We start from the raw sequence: 15443 nt of genomic DNA, 5'->3' as shown, positions 1-15443 counted from the left end.
CACGACAAAGGACAGCGCGACGGCGACGCCCGCCGCCAGCAGCATCAGTACGATGGTGAAAGGTCCAGGCCTCTTGAACTGGATGCGCTTGATCCCGTCATCGCCTTCCTCGACGCGCAGGAACAGGCTGTCGAAGCCGCGCTGACGCGATTGTGCGCGAGGCGGGATTATCTCCGGTTCGACGCGGGGGCGATTGTCGTACGGATCGCTGGGATCATTAAGCGGCATTGTAGACATATGGGCCGACAGCCCGTGCGTTGCAATGGTTGAGCCGTGGCGCTGCCGCGATTGTCCCGGCTAGAACCGGAAATAGATGAAGGTCGAACTGCGGTCCATAAAGACCAGAGTCAGCACGAAAAGCATCCCTAGGGATATATTGCGAAATACCGCCGCCCGCCCCGGTTTGTTTTCCGAAATCCGATAGAAATCCACCGTAAAGCAGATGACCGCCGCAAGGATTAGAAACGCGCACATTTCGAGACTCACCTGATCGGGGCGAAGGCCATTGGATGTCAGCGCACTAAGAAAGCGCGCTGCATCGCGGAAGTCGAACAGGAACAAAATCCACAAGAGCGATACGGCGGTGAAAGTCATTGCAACGCGCGAGGTCACTGGCAGCGGATCCCAATAGTTGCGGCCAAGATGGTACAGGCACACGAGCAGCGCGTGTCCGAGCCCCCAGAGCACAAAATTCCAGCCGGCTCCGTGCCACAGGCCGCAAACCACAAACACAATCAGGATATTCCTCAGATAGTGCTCGTTACCTCCCAGCGGCCGGTACAGGTAATCGCGAATCCAGAATGACAGGGTGATGTGCCAGCGCCGCCAGAAATCACGAATGTCTGCGCTGAGATAAGGCGAGTCAAAATTCTTCGGAAATTGGAATCCGAATAGACTGGCCACTCCGATGGCAACCAGCGAATAGCCGAAGAAATCGAAATAGATTTGGAAGCTGTAACCAAAAATTACGAACGCGCCAGCGGCCTGGCCGAGGTCATCAAGATTGCTGCGTAACTGTGTGATGTAATTTCCGAGCGTGTCCGCCAGCAGTACTTTCGAGGCGAGGCCGGTCGTCGTGTAGCCAACAAAGCGTGCGACATCGTCCAGCCTCAGCCGGAATTTGGTGATGGTCTCGATCGAGTTGGCGACATCGGGATAACGTAGGATGGGTCCGGCAACGAGATGCGGAAAGAAAGACATAAAAAGAAGGAATTGCGGCAGTGAGGGGGCCGCGAGCCGTCCGGCATGACGATCGAGTGCGTATGCCAGCAGGTGGAAGGTAAAGAACGATATGCCGGCGGGCACGATAACGTTGCCGAAGATATGGAAGGATTTCGAAACATCGGACGTGCCGACGCCAAACGTGGTGAGGAGGAAACCGAGATATTTGTAATAGATCAGCGCGAGCAGCGGCGGGGCGATCGCGAGCGTGAGCCGCAACCGACTGCCGATTGCGGCGTCTGTCCGCACCAGCACCCACACCCAAACGGTGCCGATCAATAGTACCACCGCATGATCGACCCCGGAAATGCCGTAGAAGGCGAAGGAGGCGACGATTAGAATCGCGGTGCGCAACCGTGGAAATGCCAGAAAGGCTGCCACGGTCAGCGGCAGGAAGACGAACAGGAATTCGAACTGATTGAAGATCAACGTGCGGCCTTCCCGCACGACCCCGCATTTTCGGTTATGGCCGTAATCGCCGCCCCCAGTGCGGTCGCGGGGGGGTGCGTAGCATCATCCCAAACCACATTGTCGGATTGCCGCAGCGCGACTGATCTATTGAGCAAGCAGTCTAGATTGTTGTCGCGGCATGCGCGAGCGATAACGTTGCGGTAGTGTGCTGCTGCAGCGCTCGGACTGTCGCCGAGTTTGGCGGCGACCGGCGGCGCGAGCGGACTTTCGTAGATCACCACGCTTCGCGGCGCTCCGGGCTGGTCGACCAGCCGCTTCAATCGTTCAATGTCGCGGCGCAGAAGAGGCTCGATGATCTGATATCCGCTAGCTGCGGCAAAACGATAATCGGGCGTTACGTTCAGGTTTTCTAGCCGGCTACCGTCGGATCGGTACGGCCGACCGATGGCCTTGTCGGGGGCGAGCGCAAGCATGGCTCGTGCGATGACGAGATCGGATGAAAACGCGCGCTTGAATGTGTTCCAATGCAGGTAGACGTAACGCCAGACGATGCGTGCATAATCCTTCGACAACGCAAATGTCGCAACGAGATCGGAAACCATCAGCCGGACGGTTAGCATGGTCGATAAGTATTCGGGATGGCCATCATCTGGATTTCAAGATTGTCCAGGCTAATGACTGCAAGATTGGGGGCCCGGTTCTGAGCGGCGAGCGCTTCCAGCAACGCAACAGATGTCCGGAATGTCGTGCCGGGAATGGAATAGTTGAAAAAGCTGCAGGGCGTGTCCAGCTCCTGCGAGCCGACCATGATGCTGCGGCTGTTGCCAAACAGACCGATATCGAACGTGTGCCGGACGCCAAGTTTCAATTGGGTCAGGGCGTCTGCGGAGAGGGCGTCAAGATACGCCGATTTTGTACCTTGGGAGGAGAAGTCGTGCGCTGGAGCATGGAAGACAGCTGCGACGGCTCCGATGGTAGCGGCCAGAGCCCCCAGACAGAATGCGATCAGTCGCAGCATTTCAATTAATCTACGCTGTTCGCCACTCCACCACAAATATGACACCACACTCTCAAAAGGCCGTCAATTACTCCGCCGCGGTCTTGCCGGCGCTGCCGGCACCGTAGCGCTGCTCGATGTAATTGATGACCAGCGCCTTGAAATCCTCGGCGACGGTCGCGCCACGCAACGTCACGGCCTTCTTGCCATCGATGAAAACGGGTGCCGCCGGCGCCTCGCCGGTGCCCGGCAGCGAGATGCCGATATCGGCATGCTTGCTTTCGCCGGGGCCATTCACGATGCAGCCCATCACCGCGACATTGAGGCCTTCGACGCCGGGGTAGCGCGTCTTCCATTCCGGCATCGAGGTGTGAATGAACGACTGAATGTCGCGCGCCAGTTCCTGGAACGTGGTCGATGTCGTGCGTCCGCAGCCGGGGCAGGCGGCCACCAGCGGCACGAAGGTGCGGAAACCCATGGTCTGCAGGATTTCCTGCGCGACCTTCACTTCCAGCGTGCGATCGCCACCCGGCTCCGGCGTGAGCGACACGCGGATGGTGTCGCCGATGCCCTGCTGCAGCAGGATGCCAAGCGCTGCGGATGACGCGACGATGCCCTTCGAGCCCATGCCGGCTTCGGTGAGGCCGAGATGGATCGCGTAATCGGATCTGCGGGCGAGATCGATATAGACGGCGATCAGGTCCTGCACCGCAGACACTTTCGCGGACAGGATGATGCGGTTCTTCGCAAGCCCCATTTCGACCGCGCGATCGGCCGAAAGCAGCGCCGACTGCACCATCGCCTCGCGCATCACCGCCCGCGCTTCGAGCGGACGCGCGGACTTCGCGTTCTCGTCCATCAGATGCGTCAGCAATTCCTGATCGAGCGAACCCCAATTGGCGCCGATGCGCACCGGCTTGCCGTGACGGATCGCGGTCTCGATGATCGCGCCGAACTGTTTGTCCTTCTTGTCCTTGAAGCCGACATTGCCCGGATTGATGCGGTACTTGTCGAGCGCTTCCGCGCAGGCCGGATGATCCGCCAGCAGTTTGTGTCCGATGTAATGGAAGTCGCCGATCAGCGGGACGCGCACGCCCATTTTAGCGAGCCGGTCGCGGATATGCGGAACGGCGGCCGCCGCCTCGTCGCGATCGACGGTGATGCGGACGAGTTCCGAGCCCTGCCGCGCCAGCGCGGCGACCTGCCGCGTGGTCTGCTCCACGTCGGCTGTGTCCGTATTGGTCATGGACTGCACGACGATCGGGGCGCCGCCGCCGACCGTGACCCCGCCGACATCCACGGCAACAGAGGTGTGGCGCGACGCCGGTGCGCCGAGAGCGTCCTGGGAGGTAATTTGATCCATCTGCCTAATCTAGCATCTCAACGGGAAAACGGGAGTACGACCTTCGCCCCGGGAACTGCGACGACAGGTATAGGGCCCGCCACGCTAAAGGAAGCCTTACCGCGGCCGATTTACCAGGATCAGCCCCCCGATCACGAGCGCCACCGCGCCCGCGAAAGCCGGGGTGATGGGGTCGCCCAGCACGAGATGGCCCGCGAACACGCCGAATAATGGCGTCAGAAATGTGAAGGCCGAAAGACGGCTGGCCGAATACTTCGCCACCATCATGAACCAGAGCAGGAAGGTCAGAGAAACCACCCAGACCGACTGATAAATGAGCGATGTCAGCGCCAGAGCGCCTGGCATCTTCGTCATCGTCTCACCAAGCAGCCAGGCCGCTACCGCAAGCATCGGCACCGAGACCACCAACTGATATTGCAGCGTCTTTTCCGGCGCCGCGCGCGCCAGCGAGGTCGTCTTCACCACCAGCGTCGTCAGGCCCCACGCGATTCCGCCCGCGAGAGCAAGGCTGTCGCCGAGCAACTGGTTTGCGTTAGCGGAAGGTGTCGGTAAGCCGAAAGCAAGCACCAATCCGGCAAAGGACATCAAGAGGCCGGCCCATTGAGACCAGCGAAAGCGATCGTTCGGTACGAGGAAGTGCGAGCCGAGTACGACCACGAATGGCGCGACATAGATGAACAGTGACGCGCGGCTCGCCGTGGTGAACATCAGGGCGGGATAGATGAAAACGAATTCCAGCCCGAACAGGAACCCGGCGAGCAGGCCCGGTTTCAGCGTTTCGCCGCGAAAGTCGAGCGAGATGCCGCGCGCGCGCGCATAGACCCAGATGATCAGCGCAGCGAATGCCGAGCGGATCCAGGCCTGGGTTAGCGGCGGAATGTCGGCGATTGCGAGTTTCACCGCGACTTGGTTGAAGCCCCAGCACAGGCACAGGAAGATGACGAGCACGGACGCACTCAATTCGAGCGGACGCGTCGCGGCCGTATGCTGTGCCTGCGTGGTTGACGTCATTGGGGGGTCCCGGCAGGGATAAAGCGGTCCGTTTCTATCGAAGAATCACTTGGGCGAACAGCAAGCGCGCGTCATGGCGGGCATGTGCCGCCGCTTGCCTGAGATGAAGCAGCTGCAGCTATCGGCAATTTCCGCAAATGCCGGAAATCTCCAGCACCGGAGTCCTGGCCGTGAAGCCGGCCGCCCGGGTCGCCGCTTTCAGCGAATCCGCGACCGCCTGTGAAGGGGCTTCGCCGACTTCGCCGCAGCGCTCGCAGATCAGGAACACCACGAGGTCGCTCGCACCGTGGCGATGGCCGCAGGCGATATAGGCGTTGCGGCTTTCGATCCGGTGGGCGAGGCCGTTTTCGATCAGGAAATCGAGCGCGCGGTACACTGTCACGGGAGCATGACGCGTACCGTGGCGCTTCGCCGCCCGGTCGATGATTTCGTAGGCCCCCAGCGGCGTGTGATTTTCGAGAAGGGCTTCAAGCACCTGGCGGCGGGTCGGCGTCAGCTTTTGTGCGCGCTGGTCGCAAAGCGTCTCCGCATGCCGGAGCGCCTCCGCACTGCAGCGATCGTGATCGTGGTCGGGTGCTGGAAAGACCGGACTGCTCATTCCTTCCTCTTACAGCCGCCTTATACAACCGCAAGGCATGCACATTTGGCGCAATTCTGTTCTGCAATGCACAATTTGGTTTATTGCAATGCAACAATTCCGGCCTAGGTTCGTTCCGTTGGGGCGGCCAAACCGGAACTCTGGATGTTGAAAGATATGTCGGCCGGTGTGCACCGGCTTTTGACGGGAATAAAGCCTCGCCCTGGCGCCAAACGGGTCAATCTGGCGCTGCAAGGTGGTGGCGCGCATGGCGCCTTCACCTGGGGCGTTCTCGATTATTTTCTGGAAGACGGCCGGCTGGCCTTTTCCGCCGTGTCGGGCGCCTCTGCGGGTGCAGTGAACGCGGTCATGCTCGCCGATGGTCTCGCGCGCGGTGGCGCCGAAGAAGCCCGAAAGCGTCTGGCAGAATTTTGGCGCGCAGCCAGTCTCGGCGGCGATTTGCCGGGGCCGCAGCGCATCGTGCTCGATCGCATGCTCGCATTGTTTCCTGTTGGCGGCTCGCCGCTGCAATTTTTCGTCGATGCGATTGCGCGTCTGATGAGCCCCTATGACTTCAACCCGCTGAACATCAATCCGCTCAAGTCGTTGATCGAGCGCTTCGTCGATTTCGATGTGATCCGCGGATACGGCGGTCTTGACCTCTTCATTTCAGCGACCAACGTGCATAGCGGACGGCTGCGTGTCTTCCGCCGCGAGGATGTCAGCGCCGACGTGGTGATGGCGTCGGCGGCCCTGCCGCACGTATTCCGTGCCGTCGAGATCGACGGCGAGCCATACTGGGACGGCGGATTTACCGGGAACCCTCCGATCCTGCCGCTGATATCGGCGAACAGCGACGACGTGCTGCTCATCCAGATTGCGCCGCTGCGGCGTGACGATACCCCGACGACGGCGCGCGACATCCTCAACCGCGTGAACGAAATCTCGTTCTCATCGTCGCTCGCCGCCGAGCTGCGCGCGCTCGAATATGTCGGTCGTGGCACCGCGCGAAATGCGCCCGGCATCAACGTGCACCGCATTCTCCTGGATGGCCTCGACAAGCGGCTGAACGGTTCGCGCCTGAAAACCGATTACGACTTCTTCGCGCTGCTGCATCGCGCGGGACGGCGAGCGGCGCGTCGTTTCCTTGACCGGCATTTCGACGACATCGGGCATCGCTCCACGCTCGATCTCGTGAAGGAGACTGCGGCTTAGGACGCGTTCGCTGTGATACAATGAGTGATGACGTCTCACACGCCGCTCCTCACCGTCGAAGCCGGACAGGCTCACATCGAGCTTGTGATCGGCGACATCACCACGCTTGATATCGACGCGATCGTCAACGCGGCGAATTCCACGTTGCTTGGCGGTGGTGGTGTCGACGGTGCGATCCATCGTGCCGCGGGTCCGGAGCTGCTGGCCGAGTGCAGGACGCTCGGTGGTTGCGAGACCGGCGATGCGAAGATCACGCGCGGCTATCGTCTGAAGGCGCGGCACGTGATCCACACCGTCGGACCGGTCTGGAACGGTGGTCAGGACGACGAGGATGCGCTGCTCGCCTCCTGCTATCGCCGCTCTCTCGATCTTGCCGCCGCGCAACGCCTGACCGGCATCGCGTTTCCGGCGATCTCGACCGGTGTCTATGCGTTTCCGGCCGACCGAGCAGCTCGGATTGCCGCCGGAACGGTGGTATCGGAATTGTCGGCAAACCCGCGCGGCCTGTCGCGGGTGGTGCTGTGCTGCTTCAGCGCGCAATCGGCTCAGTGCCACGTCGGGGCATTTGCCGAGATGGGATTGGGTTAGGTTCGCAGCCGCTCGCGAATACGCGAACAAAAACTACGCAGACTGCATCAGCCGCTCCGCGACCGCTACGCAGCCGATCAGTCCCGGCTCCTCGCAGGTGATCAATGCCGACGGGATCGCCTTCAGCAACGACTCATAAGGCGGGTGTCGTTCGAAGGCCGCGCGAAACAGCCGCGCGTCGAACAGCGGACCAAGCCCGGTCGCAACGCCGCCTGCGATATAGATGCCGCCGGTTGCACGGAACGTCAGCGCCATGTCACCCGCAAATCGTCCGAGCAGCCGAACGAACATCGCGATGCTCGCACGCGCGGCGCGATCGCCCGCGCGCGCCTGCCGCACAATCATCTCGGATTTCACCTTCAATGTATCGGGATGCATCGCGGCATGCAGCGCCGACAGGCCGGAGCCGGACAGTACGCCTTCAGCCGACAGCGGCGCCTTTTTCTCGGCCAGCCGGTGAAAGATGATCTCTTCGTCGGGATAGGCGGGGCCGAACGACGTGTGTCCGGCTTCGGTGGGGATGACGTGAAAGCCGTTGCCGGTCGGGACCAGTGCGGCAGCGCCAAGGCCGGTGCCTGGCCCGATCACGAGTTTCACGCCGTCGCCGGGATGGAAGTCGTCGCCAATCGGCCGCAGGTCGTCGCCGCGGAGCCGGGGCAATGCCCAGGCCACCGCTTCGAAATCGTTGACCGCGTGGATCGGCGATAAACCGAATCTGGCGGACAGGTCCGGCAGCCGCACACACCAGTCGCGATTGGTGAGCGCGATCTCCTCGCCGCTGACGGGCGCTGCGATTGCCAGTACCGCGGCGCGCGGACGCTCTGTGGCACCGTCGAGCAGGCGCGCCAGCACGCCTTCCGGTCCCTCGACGCTGTCATTGGCGATGGTGACAATGCCTTCCGGCCGCCCGCCAAGCGAGGCGAACGCCGCCCGGCTGGTGGTTCCGCCGATATCGGCAATCAGGATGTCAGCCATCGCTACCTCGTCGTGACTTGCGGCTTATTTTTCTTCGGCCGCGAACACCTCGCGCGCGATCCGGAAGGAGTCCACCGCACAGGGCACGCCGGCATAGATCGCAACCTGCAGAAAAATTTCCATGATCTCGTTCTTGGTAACGCCGTTGGTCAGCGCGCCCTTGATATGCGCCTTCAGTTCGTGCGGCCGATTGAGGATCGAGATCATCGCGAGGTTCAGCATGGACCGCTGCTTGAGCGGCAGGCCCTCGCGTCCCCAGACATTGCCCCAGCAATATTCGGTGACCAGTTCCTGCAGCGGCCGGTTGAAGTCATCGACGTTCTTCAGCTGCGCATCGACATAGGCGTCGCCCAGCACCTTGCGTCGGATCGAGAGACCCTTGTCGTACATATCCTTGTTCATGGTCGTTTCCTGGCTGGTTGTCGGGATCGCGACTGCACGGAGGCCGCCGCGGGTGGCGGCGTGCGGCATGCACGGCGCGCGTTGGGACGCGCCCAGTCATGCCCGGCTCTGATGCCGTCTTCCAAGATTTTTGTTCGCTGCGGCGCCGTCTTTCCCGGTGGGGCGCGTGAGCCCGATGCTTGCAAAAACAATAAGCTCACTTATCTTAATGCAGCTTACAGAAAGTTCCGCGATGACCACGCTCCATCCACATCGAGATTTTGCTTTCCTTATCAATGACGTAGGTCGAATGCTGAGGACTTACGCGGACCAGGTCGCGCGCGATTACGGGATGACCCGCGCGCAATGGTCGGTACTGAAGTGCATCGAGCGCAACGAAGGGTTGAAGCAGGCGGAGCTGGCTGAACTCCTCGATCTCCAGCCGATCACTCTGACGCGGCTGGTGGACCGGCTCTGCGATAACGGCCTGATCGAACGACGGCCCGACCCGAATGACCGCCGCGCGAAGCGGCTGTTCCTCACTGCGGCGGCTCAGCCGCTGCTGAATCAGCTCGACGTGCTCGCCCGCGACCTCATGGACAAGATTCTTGCCGGCCGAGCGGCTGAGGAAATCGATGCCGCCATCGCCTGTCTTGGCGCGGTGAAGGACAACCTGCGCCGGCTTCTGGACAAGACCGAACCGGACGAAATGTCCCAACAGAACAGTGAGAAACGTTATGCCTGACAATGTCCTCCGCATGCCGGAAACCAGGGAGCCGCAAGCGAAAGCGTTTTCGCTCAAGGGTTTCGTGCGCGCGCGCCTGCGGATGATTCTGCTCGTCGTCGTGCCGCTGATCGCCGCAGTTACGGGTTTCACCGCCTATCTCTATGGCGGGCGCTACATCACGACCGACAACGCCTATGTCGTCGCACAGAAGGTGCTGGTGACGCCCGATATCTCCGGCAAGATCAATGCGATCTACGTGAAGGAGGGTCAGCACGTCGCACCGGGCGATCCGCTGTTCGAAATCGATCCTGAGCCTTATCGCCTCGCGCTGACGCAGGCGAAGAGCAAGCTCGCCTCTGTGCAGACCGACTTCAACAATCTCAAGACCAATCTCGCGTCGCTGAACAGGCTCGTCGAATTTGCGCAGCAGAATGTCGAGCTGAAGCAGCGCGACGTCGAGCGCAAGCGCGCGCTGGTGACGAAAATGGCCGGCACGCAGGCCGATCTCGACACCGCGATTGCCGGACTCGTCTCGGCACAGCTTCAGGCCCAGATCGCGACCCAGCAGAAGGGCGACACCTTCAACCAGTTGCTCGGCAATGCCGATCTGCGGATCGAGGATTTTCCGGCCTATATGCAGGCGAAAGCGGCCCTCGACCAGGCGCAGCGCGATCTCGATCACACCACGCTTCGCGCCGCGATGGGCGGCACGGCGACACAGGTCGATGCGATTCAGCTTGGCCGTTTCGTTACCGCGGGCACGCCCGTGTTCAGCATCATCGACAACGTCACGCCCTGGGTCGAGGCCAATCCGAAGGAAACCGACATCACCCATCTTCGCGTCGGACAGAAAGTCGAGCTTGATGTCGACTCGTTCCCGGGCCGCGCCTTCCATGGCACGGTGCAGTCGGTCAGTCCTGGTACCGGTGCGCAATTCTCGATCCTGCCGGCGCAGAATGCGAGCGGCAACTGGGTCAAGATCGTACAGCGCGTCCCGGTCCGCATCGCGTTCGATCCGGGTGAGGATACCTCGCAATTGCGGTCTGGCATGAGCGTGAACGTGTCGATCGACACCAAGCGCAATCGCTCGCTCGCCAGTTTGTTCGGCATCTCCTCCGCAGCGCAAGAAGCCCGGCAATGACTATGTCCGGCGCAGCAACCACCGCTCTGCCGTCCGGCCCGCGCCGGATGCTGGTGACGGTGTGCGCCATGTCGGCGACCATCATGCAGGCGCTCGATACCACCATCGCCAACGTGGCGTTGCCTTACATGCAAGGCAGCCTCGGCGCTTCGATGGACCAGATCAACTGGGTGCTGACGTCCTACATTGTTGCCGCCGCCATCATGACGGCGCCGATCGGCTGGCTGGCCAACCGGTTCGGCACCAAGCGGCTGTTCATCATCTGCGTCATCGCCTTCACCACGGCGTCGCTCCTGTGCGGACTGGCGCAGAGCATCGAGCAGATGGTGGTGTTCCGCCTGCTGCAGGGCATGGGCGGCGCCGCTCTGGTTCCTCTGTCGCAATCGGTGATGCTGAATTCCTACGCGCCGGAAGAACGCGGCCAGGCGATGGCGATCTGGGGCATGGGCGTCATGCTGGGCCCGATCATGGGACCGACCCTCGGCGCCTGGCTGACCGACAACTACTCCTGGCATTGGGTGTTTCTGGTCAATCTGCCGGTCGGCATTCTGACCACGGTCGGGCTTCTGCTGTTCATGGACGACAGCAAGCCGCAAGGCGGCGTGCGCTTCGACTGGTTCGGCTTTCTCGCTCTCGCTGTCGGTATCGGATCGCTGCAACTGATGCTCGATCGCGGCGAACAGGTCGGCTGGTTCGAAGCGAATGAGATCTGGATCGAGGCCTTCGTTTCGGCGGCGGGGTTCTATTTCTTCTTCGCGCATTCCTTCACGACCAAGGCGCCGTTCATACGTTTCGAACTGTTCCGGGATCGCAATTTCGTCAGCGCCTCTCTGTTCATGGTTCTGATCGGCGTGACCCTGTTCGGGACGATGGCGCTGGTTACGCCGTTCCTACAGAATGTGCTGAACTATCCGATCCTCTCGGCCGGCATGCTGCTGGCCTCCCGCGGCATCGGCACGCTCGTCGCGATGATGGCGGTCGGCCGGCTGCTGAAACTCATCCCCGCGCGCTATCTGGTGCTCACCGGCTTGTCGATCACGGCCTTCACATTATGGGAAATGACCGGCTTCACCGATTACACATCGTCCCGCACCATCGGGATCTTCTCTGTGGTGCAGGGCATCGGGCTCGGACTTGTGTTCGTGCCGTTGTCCACGGTCGCATTCGCGACGCTCGATCCGCATCTTCGCACCGAAGGCGCTGCGATCCTGACGCTGATCCGCAATATCGGTTCGTCCATCGGAATCTCGATGGTGATCGCGCAGCTCACCAACACCACGGTGAAGATGCATGCGCATCTGACCGAATACGTCACGCCGTTTCACAATGCGCTGCAGATGCCGGACGTCGCGCGGGTCGTGAACATGGCGACCGATCAGGGCCGCGCGATACTCGACAATCTCATCACGCAGCAGGCCGCCATTATCGCTTATGGCAATGACTTCAAGCTGCTGATGGTGCTCACGCTCTCCGCGATCCCGCTGGCATTCCTGATCCGCACGCCGAAAGCTGCGGTGGCCGCGGGCGATCACGAGTCCGTGCTGGATTAGGGCGCGATCGCGGAACGGTCCAACGGCTATTGGCTGCCGCCCATGAACTCGCGCCGCACCACCTCGGTATGTTCCCCGAGCGCGGGCACCCGGCCGTAGCGACGCTCGTTTTCGATGATCGGAGCAGGGGCAGGCACCGCGGCGGGGCCGCTCGGCGTATCGACTTCGATGCGCCGCAGATGCGGATGCACCGACAGCAGCGCGCAGTCGCTCACGCGTGCAAAGGCGATGTCGGCTTTCTCGAGCATGGTCATCAGCGCAGCGACGTCATGGCGCGCGAAGGCCGCGCCGACGGTCGCGTCGGTTTCGCTGCGATGGGCGACGCGCTGGATGTTGGTCGCAAATTTCGGATCGGTGCCGAGTGTCGTATCGCCGAGCACCTTGTCGGCGAGCACCCGCCATTCGCGGTCGTTCTGGATCGAGATCAAGATGTCGGCGCCGTCGCGCGTCTTGAACACGCCGTAGGGCGCGATCGCCGCATGCGCGAGCCCGATGCGCTTGAACGGATGGCCGCCCTCGTGGGACAACAACGGCACCGTCATCCATTCCGCCATCGCGTCGAACAGCGATACTGAGACTGCGGCACCTTGGCCCGTGCGCGCGCGCGCGATCAGGGCCTCGAGGATCGCCTGATAGGCGTTCATGCCGGCGCCGATATCGGCGACCGAGAAGCCGACCCGTGCCGGTGCGTCCGGTCCACCGGTGATGGAGGCGAGCCCGGATTCGGCCTGCACCAGAAGATCATAGGCCTTGCGCGACATATAGGGGCCGCTCTCGCCGTAACCGGAAATCGAGCAGCAGATCAGCCGCGGATATGTCTTGCGCAGTTCGGCGATCGGAAAGCCGAGCTTTGCGATCGCGCCGGGCTTGAGATTCTGCACGAACACATCGGCCTTCGCGAGCATCGCGGTGAAGAGCTGCTTGTCCTCGACCTTGCCGAGATCGAGCACGACTGATTCCTTGCCGCGATTGAGCCAGACGAAATTGGCGCTCTCGCCGTGCACATAGCCGTCATAGCCGCGCGCGAAATCTCCCTCCGGCCGCTCGATCTTGATCACGCGCGCGCCGGCGTCCGCCAGCCGGCAGGTGGCCTGCGGCGCGGCCACCGCCTGTTCGAGCGAAACGACAAGAAGACCGGAGAGCGGGAGGGTCATGGATGACGTTCGTTGCCGCGAACGCGGTGGGCTCTCTCTCCCCTTGGGGGTGAGGGGGGCCGTGACATGAGAGGATACGCCGCCGCCTCACCCGAACGCGCCGTCGCGCAACAGATGCCCACGTCGACGAGCTCATCGCGCGTTCGACCTCTCCCCCGAGGGGAGAGGTGATCGGAGTGTGCGGTGACGGTTGGGTTCACGTCAGGGCAGGTCAGAACTTGTTCTTCCGCGCGCGGATCTCGGCGAACACCTCCGCTGCAGGCTTGCCGCCGAGGCCGACCGCTTCCGCGACCGAGGGCAGGTCCGCGCGCAGGAACACGTTGGCCGCCTTCTCCGCGCCGAGCGTTTGCGGCAGCGTCGACTTGTCCGCGGCACGCAGTTCGTCCACTTCCGCCGCACGCTTCTGCAGGGCCGGATTGTCCGGCTCGATGGTGAGCGCGAACTTGATGTTCGACTGCGTATATTCGTGGCCGCAATAGAAGGTGAGGTCGTCCGGCAGCGCGCGGATCTTCAGGAGCGACTCCCACATCTGCGCCGGCGTTCCCTCGATCACGCGGCCGCAGCCGATCGAGAACAGGGTGTCGCCGAAGAAGCCGACCTTCTCCTTGTCGAATACGAGCGAGATATGCCCCGCGGTGTGGCCGGGCGTGTCGATCACGCGCGCCTCCAGCGAGCCGACCTTCACGGTGTCGCCCCCGCCATAGGTCGCGTCCACATCGGCGATCTTGGCGGCCTCGGTCTTCGGCGCGGTGACGCGGCATTTGTGTTTGGCCTTCAGGGCCGGGATGCCCTGGGTATGGTCCGCATGGTGATGCGTGACCAGGATATCGGTCAGCCTCCAGCCGGTGTCCGCCAGGGCCTTCTCGACCGCCTCCGCTTCCGGGGCGTCGATTGCGGCCGTCGCGCCGGTTTCCGGATCGTGAATGAGAACGCCGAAATTGTCTGAGAGGCAGGGGAATTGGTGGATTTTCGCCGGCATGTCGGTTCCGTCTTTTAGGAGCAAACCCTGAGGCTAACACGCTCCGCCGGGTTCGAGAATGTTAGCCCTGTGCAGCGCTGTCGCATTCTGGAAATCGCGTTTCATGCTACCGTTATCACATGTTCATCGATGTCGTGGACCTGCGGAATTTCTACGCCCAGTCGCTCGGGATCGTAGCGCGGCGTTTCGTCGGGCAGGGGATTCGCGCGCACTGGAACGAGGTCCGTGGCGATCGGATCGCGGGCATCGGCTACACCACCCCCTATCTTGGCATTTTCCGCGAGGATGCGGAGCGCTGCCTGGCTTTCATGCCGGCGTCGCAGGGCGTGGTGAAGTGGCCGTCTGCCCGGCCGGGTCTCGCGGCACTGGTCGACGAGACGGAATTGCCGCTGACCGATGCCGCGGTCGACCGCGTGCTGCTCGTGCATGCGCTGGAGATGGCGGACGACCCGGTTCGTTTGCTGCGTGAGGTGTGGCGCGTTCTCTCAGCCAACGGCCGGCTGCTCGCTGTGGTGCCGAACCGACGGGGGCTGTGGGCGCGGATGGACACGACGCCCTTCGGCCATGGGCGGCCATATTCACGTTCGCAGATCACCCGCATTTTGCGCGAGACCATGTTCACGCCCAAGGGCTGGGGCGAGGCGCTGTTCGTCCCGCCCGTGCAACGCAGCCTGTTCCTGCGTTCGGCCGGCGTCTGGGAGCGCATCGGCCCGACATTCCTCTCGCCGTTTCCCGGCGTGCATATCGTCGAGGCGAGCAAGCAGGCCTATCGCGCCATTCCGGTGCGTCGTGAAAAGCGCGTACTCGTGCCGCGACTCGAACCGGTGCTTGCGCCATCCCCCGGCGGCGCGGCGCGCAGCCACTAGCAAATATTGCGAGCCCGCGGCTGGGTGGGTAGCGAATGTCAAATCCGCTCCACTGGGACACAAAAAAGGGAGGGTAGTCATCGACTACCCTCCCGAAATGCTCCGAAGAATTCGAAACGGGGTGACTGCTACTCACCCGCCGGCGGCTGGCCCTGAGCCTCGTCTCCGCCTTCACCGCCCACCATGTCGGCGCGCGGTCCGCGGTGACTGCGGCGGCGCCGCCGGTGCAACGGGAAACGATCGCCCTGCTGCTCCTGATCGCCACCCGCCTGAGGTGCAGCCGCCTG

Annotated in this window: 17 protein-coding genes; 6 read left to right on the top strand and 11 right to left on the bottom strand. The window is 62.4% G+C overall.

Going from position 1 to position 15443, the window contains the following annotated elements; translation table 11 throughout:
- From VNZ93_RS22240 to VNZ93_RS22210, 7 genes are all read right to left on the bottom strand, one after another.
- Positions 1–228, bottom strand: a 228-nt coding sequence (locus tag VNZ93_RS22240; protein WP_325710525.1) for a hypothetical protein, incomplete at its 3' end; no start/stop codon positions are given.
- A 69-nt stretch (positions 229–297) separates the two neighbouring features.
- A complete protein-coding gene (locus VNZ93_RS22235; RefSeq protein WP_325710522.1) occupies positions 298–1650 on the bottom strand; it encodes an MBOAT family O-acyltransferase in 1353 nt (450 codons plus the stop codon).
- Positions 1647–2234 carry a hypothetical protein gene (locus VNZ93_RS22230; protein WP_325710519.1) on the bottom strand — a complete coding sequence of 196 codons (588 nt, stop codon included), beginning with the start codon at positions 2232–2234 and terminating at the stop codon, positions 1647–1649. Before VNZ93_RS22230 ends, VNZ93_RS22235 begins: the two co-directional genes overlap by 4 nt.
- A gap of 11 nt (positions 2235–2245) precedes the next feature.
- Positions 2246–2650 carry a hypothetical protein gene (locus VNZ93_RS22225; RefSeq protein ID WP_325710516.1) on the bottom strand — a complete coding sequence of 135 codons (405 nt, stop codon included), beginning with the start codon at positions 2648–2650 and terminating at the stop codon, positions 2246–2248.
- Between the two features lie 67 nt (positions 2651–2717).
- Positions 2718–3992, bottom strand: coding sequence for a flavodoxin-dependent (E)-4-hydroxy-3-methylbut-2-enyl-diphosphate synthase (gene ispG / locus VNZ93_RS22220; protein WP_325710513.1), 1275 nt, complete (start codon positions 3990–3992; stop codon positions 2718–2720).
- A 96-nt stretch (positions 3993–4088) separates the two neighbouring features.
- The gene (locus VNZ93_RS22215; RefSeq protein ID WP_325710511.1) at positions 4089–5003 is read right to left on the bottom strand and encodes a DMT family transporter; all 915 of its coding nucleotides are present in this window, start codon (positions 5001–5003) and stop codon (positions 4089–4091) included.
- A 118-nt stretch (positions 5004–5121) separates the two neighbouring features.
- Positions 5122–5601: a Fur family transcriptional regulator gene (locus VNZ93_RS22210; protein WP_325710508.1), complete on the bottom strand. Its 480-nt coding sequence runs from the start codon at positions 5599–5601 to the stop codon at positions 5122–5124.
- 144 nt (positions 5602–5745) lie between these two features.
- Between VNZ93_RS22210 and VNZ93_RS22205 the strand changes: the two genes are divergently transcribed.
- Positions 5746–6795, top strand: a complete 1050-nt coding sequence (locus VNZ93_RS22205) for a patatin-like phospholipase family protein (protein ID WP_325710505.1) — start codon at positions 5746–5748, stop codon at positions 6793–6795.
- 27 nt (positions 6796–6822) lie between these two features.
- Complete coding sequence (locus tag VNZ93_RS22200) at positions 6823–7383, top strand: O-acetyl-ADP-ribose deacetylase (protein WP_325710502.1); 561 nt, start codon at positions 6823–6825, stop codon at positions 7381–7383.
- A gap of 33 nt (positions 7384–7416) precedes the next feature.
- On the opposite strand, the gene VNZ93_RS22195 is transcribed toward VNZ93_RS22200, so the two are convergent.
- Together VNZ93_RS22195 and VNZ93_RS22190 are read right to left on the bottom strand one after the other, a co-directional pair.
- Positions 7417–8358 (bottom strand): glucokinase, encoded by a 942-nt coding sequence (locus VNZ93_RS22195; protein WP_325710499.1) that lies wholly within the window; start codon positions 8356–8358, stop codon positions 7417–7419.
- 24 nt (positions 8359–8382) lie between these two features.
- The gene (locus VNZ93_RS22190) at positions 8383–8760 is read right to left on the bottom strand and encodes a carboxymuconolactone decarboxylase family protein (RefSeq protein WP_325710496.1); all 378 of its coding nucleotides are present in this window, start codon (positions 8758–8760) and stop codon (positions 8383–8385) included.
- Between the two features lie 232 nt (positions 8761–8992).
- On the opposite strand from VNZ93_RS22190, the gene VNZ93_RS22185 reads away from it, so the two are divergent.
- From VNZ93_RS22185 to VNZ93_RS22175, 3 genes are read left to right on the top strand one after another with little or no spacing between them, the layout of a single operon-like run.
- A complete protein-coding gene (locus VNZ93_RS22185; RefSeq protein WP_325710493.1) occupies positions 8993–9484 on the top strand; it encodes a MarR family transcriptional regulator in 492 nt (163 codons plus the stop codon).
- On the top strand, positions 9477–10607 hold the full coding sequence (locus VNZ93_RS22180) for an HlyD family secretion protein (RefSeq protein ID WP_325710490.1): 1131 nt from the start codon (positions 9477–9479) through the stop codon (positions 10605–10607). Before VNZ93_RS22185 ends, VNZ93_RS22180 begins: the two co-directional genes overlap by 8 nt.
- A 2-nt stretch (positions 10608–10609) precedes the next feature.
- Positions 10610–12157 (top strand): DHA2 family efflux MFS transporter permease subunit, encoded by a 1548-nt coding sequence (locus tag VNZ93_RS22175; protein WP_414710157.1) that lies wholly within the window; start codon positions 10610–10612, stop codon positions 12155–12157.
- Positions 12158–12183: 26 nt separating this feature from the next.
- Here the strand turns inward: VNZ93_RS22175 and VNZ93_RS22170 are convergent, their stop codons facing one another.
- The gene (locus VNZ93_RS22170; protein ID WP_325710484.1) at positions 12184–13311 is read right to left on the bottom strand and encodes a CaiB/BaiF CoA-transferase family protein; all 1128 of its coding nucleotides are present in this window, start codon (positions 13309–13311) and stop codon (positions 12184–12186) included.
- A gap of 211 nt (positions 13312–13522) precedes the next feature.
- Positions 13523–14290, bottom strand: coding sequence for a hydroxyacylglutathione hydrolase (gene gloB / locus VNZ93_RS22165; RefSeq protein ID WP_325710481.1), 768 nt, complete (start codon positions 14288–14290; stop codon positions 13523–13525).
- Positions 14291–14409: 119 nt separating this feature from the next.
- Between gloB and VNZ93_RS22160 the strand changes: the two genes are divergently transcribed.
- Positions 14410–15156 (top strand): methyltransferase domain-containing protein, encoded by a 747-nt coding sequence (locus VNZ93_RS22160; protein WP_325710478.1) that lies wholly within the window; start codon positions 14410–14412, stop codon positions 15154–15156.
- Positions 15157–15443 lie beyond the last annotated feature (287 nt).

The organism is Pseudorhodoplanes sp. (assembly GCF_035565795.1).
In the GTDB taxonomy this organism is placed as follows: domain Bacteria; phylum Pseudomonadota; class Alphaproteobacteria; order Rhizobiales; family Xanthobacteraceae; genus Pseudorhodoplanes.
Note: the sequence above shows the minus strand (reverse complement) of the source record. Positions and strands in the feature narration are given on the sequence as shown.